Here is a 7,012-nt window from a genome sequence, read left to right as displayed (position 1 = left end):
TGCGAGAAACACTGTCGCCGAAAGTCCAAGGGTTCCTGCGCAAGGTTAATCCACGCAGGGTGAGCCGGCCCCTAAGGCGAGGGCGAAAGCCGTAGTCGATGGGAACCAGTTGAATATTACTGGGCCTGCCAGAAGTGACGAATGCGATATGTTGTCTGGTCTTATTGGATTGACCAGGCTTTTGGAGCATTCCAGGAAATAGCTCTGGCGTATAGACCGTACCCGAAACCGACACAGGTGGACTGGTAGAGAATACCAAGGCGCTTGAGAGAACGATGCTGAAGGAACTAGGCAAATTACTTGTGTAACTTCGGGATAAGCAAGACCCGTTTCTGGGCAACCAGATGCGGGTGGCACAGACCAGGGGGTAGCGACTGTTTAGTAAAAACACAGGGCTGTGCGAAGTCGAGAGACGACGTATACGGCCTGACGCCTGCCCGGTGCCGGAAGGTTAAGAGGAGATGTGCAAGCATTGAATTGAAGCCCCGGTAAACGGCGGCCGTAACTATAACGGTCCTAAGGTAGCGAAATTCCTTGTCGGGTAAGTTCCGACCTGCACGAATGGCGTAACGACTTCCCCACTGTCTCCAGCATCGACTCAGCGAAATTGAATTCCCCGTGAAGATGCGGGGTACCCGCGGTCAGACGGAAAGACCCTATGAACCTTTACTGCAGCTTTGCAGTGGCATCAGAGACATCCTGTGTAGGATAGGTGGGAGGCTATGAAACCGAGGCGCCAGCTTCGGTGGAGCCGTCCTTGAAATACCACCCTGAATTTTTCTGATGTCTAACCGAGACCAGTCTAGCCTGGTCCGGGACCCTGCATGGTGGGCAGTTTGACTGGGGCGGTCGCCTCCCAAAGTGTAACGGAGGCGCGCGATGGTGGGCTCAGGTCGGTCGGAAACCGACTGTCGAGTGCAATGGCATAAGCCCGCCTGACTGTGAGAGTGACAGCTCGAACAGAGACGAAAGTCGGCCATAGTGATCCGGTGGTCCCACGTGGACGGGCCATCGCTCAACGGATAAAAGGTACTCTAGGGATAACAGGCTGATCTCCCCCAAGAGTCCACATCGACGGGGAGGTTTGGCACCTCGATGTCGGCTCATCACATCCTGGGGCTGGAGCAGGTCCCAAGGGTTCGGCTGTTCGCCGATTAAAGTGGTACGTGAGCTGGGTTTAGAACGTCGTGAGACAGTTCGGTCCCTATCTGCCGTGGGTGTATGAGACTTGAGAGGATTTGTCCCTAGTACGAGAGGACCGGGATGAACATACCTCTGGTGTACCGGTTGTCGCGCCAGCGGCACAGCCGGGTAGCTAAGTATGGACGGGATAACCGCTGAAAGCATCTAAGCGGGAAACCCACCTCAAAACTAGGTCTCACAGGGCCGTGAAAGACCATCACGTCAATAGGCCGGGTGTGGAAGCGTGGTAACACGTGAAGCTAACCGGTCCTAATCGCCCATATCGCTCACACAACGCTCTGCAAGACAGAGCATACACATGCATAGCAATCATCCACGCAAAACATACTCATCATACAAACACACCAACCTCCCACACCGACACACCAGAGGTCGGGTGGATCAGAAGACCTGGTGGCTATGGCGGGAGACTTCCACCCGATCCCATCCCGAACTCGGACGTGAAACGCCCCAGCGCCTATGATACTGCATCTTAAGATGCGGAAAAGTCGGTCGCCGCCAGGTCCCCTGATCCACCCCACACACAACACCCCACCCAACGCGGGGTGGAGCAGCCCGGTAGCTCGTCAGGCTCATAACCTGAAGGCCGCAGGTTCAAATCCTGCCCCCGCAACCATATCCAAAAAATTCCCATTCAACGTCTCAGCGTCAGCGCTAGAGACGTCCTTTTGCGTTCCGGGATCCCCCTCAGCACTCAATACAGGCAGGACTGGGGGTCAGCGCAATCTACACGCGTCACTGGATATCCAAGCCAGACTTGATCAACCAGATCGCATCAGTCAAACAGCCAGCGCACCCCTCCGGATAAACACCGCGCTCTAAAGCATCCAGCCTCCAAAATAGCTCAGAGGGCGCATGGCTGAAAATTAGAAGGAAGCGGCGGCTTTCAGGCGCTTTTCTACGCCCGATCTTTCCATTGTTCAGCTCAGGATAATCTGACGTCCGGCACCATAGATATGATACAGCGAGCTGGCTGGCATATATTCAACCAGCCTGTCGCCATCGGCATCAATATGGTCGATCCAGCCGCCTTTCAGCGAGAGGGGAGCGAACTGTTCCAGAAAGGAAGTGGCAAAGAGCGTCGCCTTTACTGTGTGTTCCGGTGTCTGTTCGCCCGTGTGAAGGAGGCGCAGAAGCTCGGTTTGTGCCCAGATCCGTGCGGAATGTTCCAGAACGACCTGAGTATCCGTCATACTGTCCAGCACGACACACCGGGCGTGATCGCAGCCAGAAGCAAAGCCTGCCTCGAACAGCTTGCCTGAGCTCCGGGCCAGAGACTCTGCTTCATCGCTCTTGCACCCCGCGAGCCGGCCATAGTCTCTCAGCAGCCACGACCACTCGAAGAGGTGCCCCGGCTGAACCTGATTTTCGCCGAAGCTTTTAAGCGGGTGCCAGTCCTGGCCAAAGAACTCAAGCAGCAGCCCGCTTCGCGGATCGATGAGCCGTGTTCTTGCAAGATCGACCAGTGCTTTTGCGCGTTCGAGATAGAAACTGTCGCCTGTTGCCTCGAAAACCACGAGATAAGCTTCGAGCAGATGCATATGCGGGTTCTGACTGCGCAAGACCCCTTCATCGGGCACCGCATCCATGAAGCCGCCATTGGGTGCGGTGAAAATCAGGTCGATATCCCCCGCGATCTGGCGCGCCATGGCGCGATCTTCGGGGCGGTTGGCATAGCGTATGGCCCACCCATAGGCGAAGAGAATAAACGCATGGGCGTAAAGATCGCGCTTTGTCTGAGCCGGGCGATCCGTCGCTGCAATCGAAAAGACCCAGCCGGGTTGGTCATCGGCACAATGATAGAGGTTCTTGACAGTGTCGAGGCAGCTCAGAGCCTGTATACCTGCGTCATAAGCGCCATCGAGCGCGGCCCGGCAGAACGTCGAAATCTGCCTTGCCTGCACCATAAGGCGCAGGGCGTCCATGGCGACAGGGCGCGACGCCCAGTCCAGACGCTCGTGATAAAGGCCACGCCCCGGATCGAAGCCTGCGTTGCTCCATAAGGGCAGAGCCTGGCCGAAAAGCCAGTTGCGCCAGCGCGCTTGTTTTTCGGGAGTCGTGTCTTCGATCTCGCGCGTCATGTTACCCAGATTTCAAACGTGTCCTGCGAGCGTGGCGCCCGGGCCTTGATCGGCCTTCATCTTTTTGACGATCGAGGTCGTCGAGCGACCAGATACCAGATCGGCCAGTACGACGCGACCACCATAAGATTTGACGACATCGCCGCCCACAACCTGATCTTCGGTGTAATCTGCGCCTTTCACCAGAATATCGGGTTTCAGGGCAGTAATCGTTTCATAGGGCGTGTCTTCGTCGAAAATCACCACGAGATCGACATCGCGTAGCGCGCCCATGACCGTGGCGCGCGCCTGCTCGTCCTGTAACGGCCGCTCGGCACCCTTGAGGCGTCGCACGGAGTCATCGCTGTTGAGCGCCACGATCAGCTTGTCGCCTTCCTGAGCCGCTGCGCGGATCAGCGCGATATGGCCTGGGTGGAGCAGGTCGAAACAGCCATTGGTAAAAACGATTCGGGCGCCATGATGCCGCCAGGCCGCGATGATTTCCTGAGCCTGTGTGAGAGACGCAATTACCCCATCCTTCTCGATTTTCGATTTCAGCGCGGCGCTCAGCTCCGCGCGTGAGACGGTGGCGGTGCCGAGCTTGCCCACGACGATGGACGCTGCATTCGTCGCGATCACCATGGCGGTTTGCAGATCGGCCTTCGCCGAAATCATGGCGGCGATGGTCGCCACCACCGTATCGCCTGCGCCTGAAACATCGAATACTTCCGATTTCGGCACATGGGCATGGGTCATGCGCCCGCTGCGTTCGAGAAGTGTCATGCCCTCTTCTGAGCGCGTGACCAGTACATCGCCACCGAATTGCTTCTGAGCGGCGAGTGCCGCGAGATGAATCTCGGTGTCGCTGCCCACCGGTAGCCCCGTTGCGGAGGAGAGCTCCTTGCGGTTGGGGGTAATAAGCTGAGCGCCCTTATAGGCCGAGAGATCCTTGCGCTTGGGATCGACCACGACGGGGATGCGGCGCAGATTGGCGGCCTGCATGACAGCCTGAAGCACCTCGTCGCTCAGCACACCTTTCGCGTAATCGGAGCAGACGACGACATCTGCCGCTTCAAGCGCCTTGAGGGCGGAAGCGATCAGTTTTTCCTGAATGGCGGGCGGGACGACTATCGAAGGTTCGTCATCGATACGGACGATTTGCTGGCGGCCGCTCAGGACACGTGTTTTGGTGATGGTCACCCAGTCGGCATCATCTACCAGATGGTCGAGTGAGATGGTGTCCTGTCGCGCTATGACCCGTCGCAATTCCTGGGCTGAGGCATCCTGCCCGACGAGTCCTACCAGGCTCACGGCGCAGCCGAGGGCGGCGGCATTCATGGCGACATTGGCAGCGCCACCGGGTACGGTGCTGTGCTTGGCTCGCAGCAGAACGGGCACAGGCGCTTCGGGTGAGATGCGGTCGACAGAACCGTGAATATAACAATCGAGCAGAAGATCGCCGATGATCAGGACGCGGCCGAAAGTGAAGTCGTTAATCATCTGTCGTCCTTGATAGATCGCGTCATGCAGTCCTTGGAGGCGCAATGGTACGATTGTCGCGTGGCACTCTCCTGTCGTCCTGCCAAAGCCTTGCAGGAATGACAATCCTTACCCTTCGGCCTTGCAGGATAGCCTCTGCTTCGTCGCATGAGAACGAAGAGGGAAAAGAGAAAGCGATGGGAGATGGAATCATTTCATTTCTGCGCTATCGTGTCGTCATGACCCCCGATTTTACCCTGCTTGTGGTTTCTTGATGCGCGCAGTTCTTGCCCTCGCTATCCTTGCCGGGTTTGGCGTCTCGCAGGCTTATGCCCTGCCGTCTTTCCTCGAGAAATTTCTGCCGCATCCGCCGCCGCAGCCGAGTCATCCTGTCATTCCGGCTGTGCCACCAGCGAGTGCGGTACAGATCCCGCCTCAGGCGGCTGTGCCTGATGGCAGCCCCGCTTTGCCGCCCGTTCTAGTGCAATCCGGTCCGCTCTCCTTTGCGCCGTTGGTGCAACGGGTGATTCCGGCCGTGGTGAATATCGCGATTACGCAGATCAGCTCGGAAGGGGGGGGCAAGGTGCCCGCCCAGATCAAGGGAACGCCGCTCGAAAAACGCTATCGCGAAAAGATGCAGCGCCATCAGGAAGAGATCCTGGGTGCCGGGTCGGGCTTCATCGTCGATCCGTCGGGCATTATCGTTACCAACGATCACGTCGTGGGTGACGCCGATAATGTGACGGTTTCACTCTCTAACGGTCAGGAACTGCCAGCGAAGCTGATCGGGGTGGATGCCCTGACCGATATCGCCGTTATCAAGGTCGAATCGCCTAAGCCGCTCCCTTATGTGACCTGGGGTGACAGTCACAAGGTGAATGTGGGCGACTGGATTCTGGTGGCGGGTAATCCCTTCGGTTTCGGGTCTTCGGTCAGTGCGGGCATCGTCTCGGCACGCGGGCGCGATCTTGGGGCCGGGTCGCTCGATGATTTTCTGCAACTCGATGCGCCCATCAACCCGGGCAATTCGGGCGGGCCGGCGTTCAATATGCGTGGCCAGGTCGTGGCGGTGAATGCGGCCATGGTCTCGCCTGCGGGCGGGTCGGTAGGGATCGGCTTCGGTATCCCTTCCGAGATCGTCGCGCCGATCGTCGATGAGATTCGCCGCACGGGCCATGTCGATCATGGTTGGCTCGGGGTCACACTTGATGATGGCGACGGCTCGGTAGTGCTGGTCGATGTCGATCGCAACGGCCCCGCGCAGAAGGGCGGATTGATGAAGGGCGACAAGATTACCGCCATCAATAACGCACCAGTCGAGAATGGCCGGGCCCTGCTGCGGATCGTCGCTGCGGGAAAACCCGGGAACGCCGTTACATTCACGGTAATTCGCAAGGGCAAGACAAGCACGGTCACGCTTCCTATCGGAAAACGACCGGCCGATGCCGACGAATAAGCGAAGAACCGGTTCTTCGCCCTTTCTTCTGGGGCGTAACTGAAAGATAATGAGGTCACCCTAAAGTGAGGGTGGCGACGCGTGCGCCTGCTAGCGACTGCCTTCCTCGAAGCCCAAGGACTGACCATGCGTATTCTGCTTGTCGAGGATGATCCAACCGTCAGGAGCTTCATCGTGAAGGGCCTGAAGGAGACCGGGCACCTTGTCGAGGAAGCCGATAACGGAAAGGATGGTCTGTTTCTCGCCGTCAGTGAGAATTTCGACATCGTGATTCTCGACCGTATGCTTCCAGGCGGCATTGACGGTTTGCGCATTCTCGAGACGCTGCGTGCGCAGAATAATGCCACCCCCGTGCTGCTTCTTTCGGCTCTGGCCGACGTCGATGAGCGCGTTGCCGGTCTCAAGGCAGGTGGCGACGACTACATGACCAAGCCGTTCGCTTTTTCTGAGCTTCTGGCCCGCGTCGAGGCGCTGGCCCGTCGTGGCAGTGCCGAGCAGGCACCTCAAACCAAGCTGACCGTCGCCGATCTCGAGATGGATCTGCTGTCGCGCACGGTAAAGCGTGGCGAGGAAAAAATCGATCTTCAACCGCGTGAATTCCGTCTGCTGGAATTCCTTATGCGTCATGCCGGTCAGGTCGTGACCCGCACGATGCTGCTGGAGCGGGTCTGGGACTACCATTTCGACCCGCAGACAAACGTGATCGACGTGCATGTGTCGCGTTTGCGCCAGAAAGTTGACAAGCCCTTCGAAACCGCGCTGATCCATACGATCCGCAATGCAGGCTATATCCTGCGCGCCAATTAAGCAGGGT

At 58.0% G+C, this 7,012-nt stretch carries 4 protein-coding genes, 1 tRNA gene and 2 rRNA genes (1 of these 7 running past the window's edge); 5 read left to right on the top strand and 2 right to left on the bottom strand.

From position 1 onward, the window contains the following. From ABHV46_RS08270 to ABHV46_RS08260, 3 genes are all read left to right on the top strand, one after another. A 23S ribosomal RNA gene (locus ABHV46_RS08270) occupies positions 1–1,476 on the top strand (it extends 1,265 nt beyond the left edge of the window). A gap of 116 nt (positions 1,477–1,592) precedes the next feature. Next, positions 1,593–1,707 (top strand): 5S ribosomal RNA (gene rrf / locus ABHV46_RS08265). A 35-nt stretch (positions 1,708–1,742) separates the two neighbouring features. Further along, positions 1,743–1,819, top strand: a tRNA-Met gene (locus tag ABHV46_RS08260). Positions 1,820–2,123: 304 nt separating this feature from the next. Here the strand turns inward: ABHV46_RS08260 and ABHV46_RS08255 are convergent. Both ABHV46_RS08255 and rfaE1 read right to left on the bottom strand, forming a co-directional pair. Continuing rightward, the gene (locus ABHV46_RS08255) at positions 2,124–3,284 is read right to left on the bottom strand and encodes an AGE family epimerase/isomerase (RefSeq protein WP_438381093.1); all 1,161 of its coding nucleotides are present in this window, start codon (positions 3,282–3,284) and stop codon (positions 2,124–2,126) included. A gap of 12 nt (positions 3,285–3,296) precedes the next feature. Beyond that, positions 3,297–4,763 carry a D-glycero-beta-D-manno-heptose-7-phosphate kinase gene (rfaE1, locus tag ABHV46_RS08250; protein WP_438381092.1) on the bottom strand — a complete coding sequence of 489 codons (1,467 nt, stop codon included), beginning with the start codon at positions 4,761–4,763 and terminating at the stop codon, positions 3,297–3,299. 250 nt (positions 4,764–5,013) lie between these two features. Here rfaE1 and ABHV46_RS08245 point away from each other — a divergent pair, with 250 nt between their 5' ends. Together ABHV46_RS08245 and ABHV46_RS08240 are read left to right on the top strand one after the other, a co-directional pair. Next, positions 5,014–6,198 carry a S1C family serine protease gene (locus tag ABHV46_RS08245; protein WP_438381091.1) on the top strand — a complete coding sequence of 395 codons (1,185 nt, stop codon included), beginning with the start codon at positions 5,014–5,016 and terminating at the stop codon, positions 6,196–6,198. A gap of 126 nt (positions 6,199–6,324) precedes the next feature. Then, the gene (locus ABHV46_RS08240; protein WP_127103456.1) at positions 6,325–7,005 is read left to right on the top strand and encodes a winged helix-turn-helix domain-containing protein; all 681 of its coding nucleotides are present in this window, start codon (positions 6,325–6,327) and stop codon (positions 7,003–7,005) included. Positions 7,006–7,012 lie beyond the last annotated feature (7 nt).

Source organism: Asaia sp. BMEF1, from assembly GCF_051628905.1.
Taxonomy (GTDB): Bacteria; Pseudomonadota; Alphaproteobacteria; order Acetobacterales; family Acetobacteraceae; genus Asaia.
The sequence above is the reverse complement of the archived record's forward strand: the minus strand, read 5'-3'. Positions and strand labels throughout refer to the sequence as shown.

What these genes read in the sequence shown, in the direction of transcription:
- ABHV46_RS08255 (WP_438381093.1), bottom strand. Translation starts at nt 3,284, where the DNA reads ATGACGCGCGAGATCGAAGACACGACTCCCGAAAAACAAGCGCGCTGG.
- rfaE1 (WP_438381092.1), bottom strand. Translation starts at nt 4,763, where the DNA reads ATGATTAACGACTTCACTTTCGGCCGCGTCCTGATCATCGGCGATCTT.
- ABHV46_RS08240 (WP_127103456.1), top strand. Translation starts at nt 6,325, where the DNA reads ATGCGTATTCTGCTTGTCGAGGATGATCCAACCGTCAGGAGCTTCATC.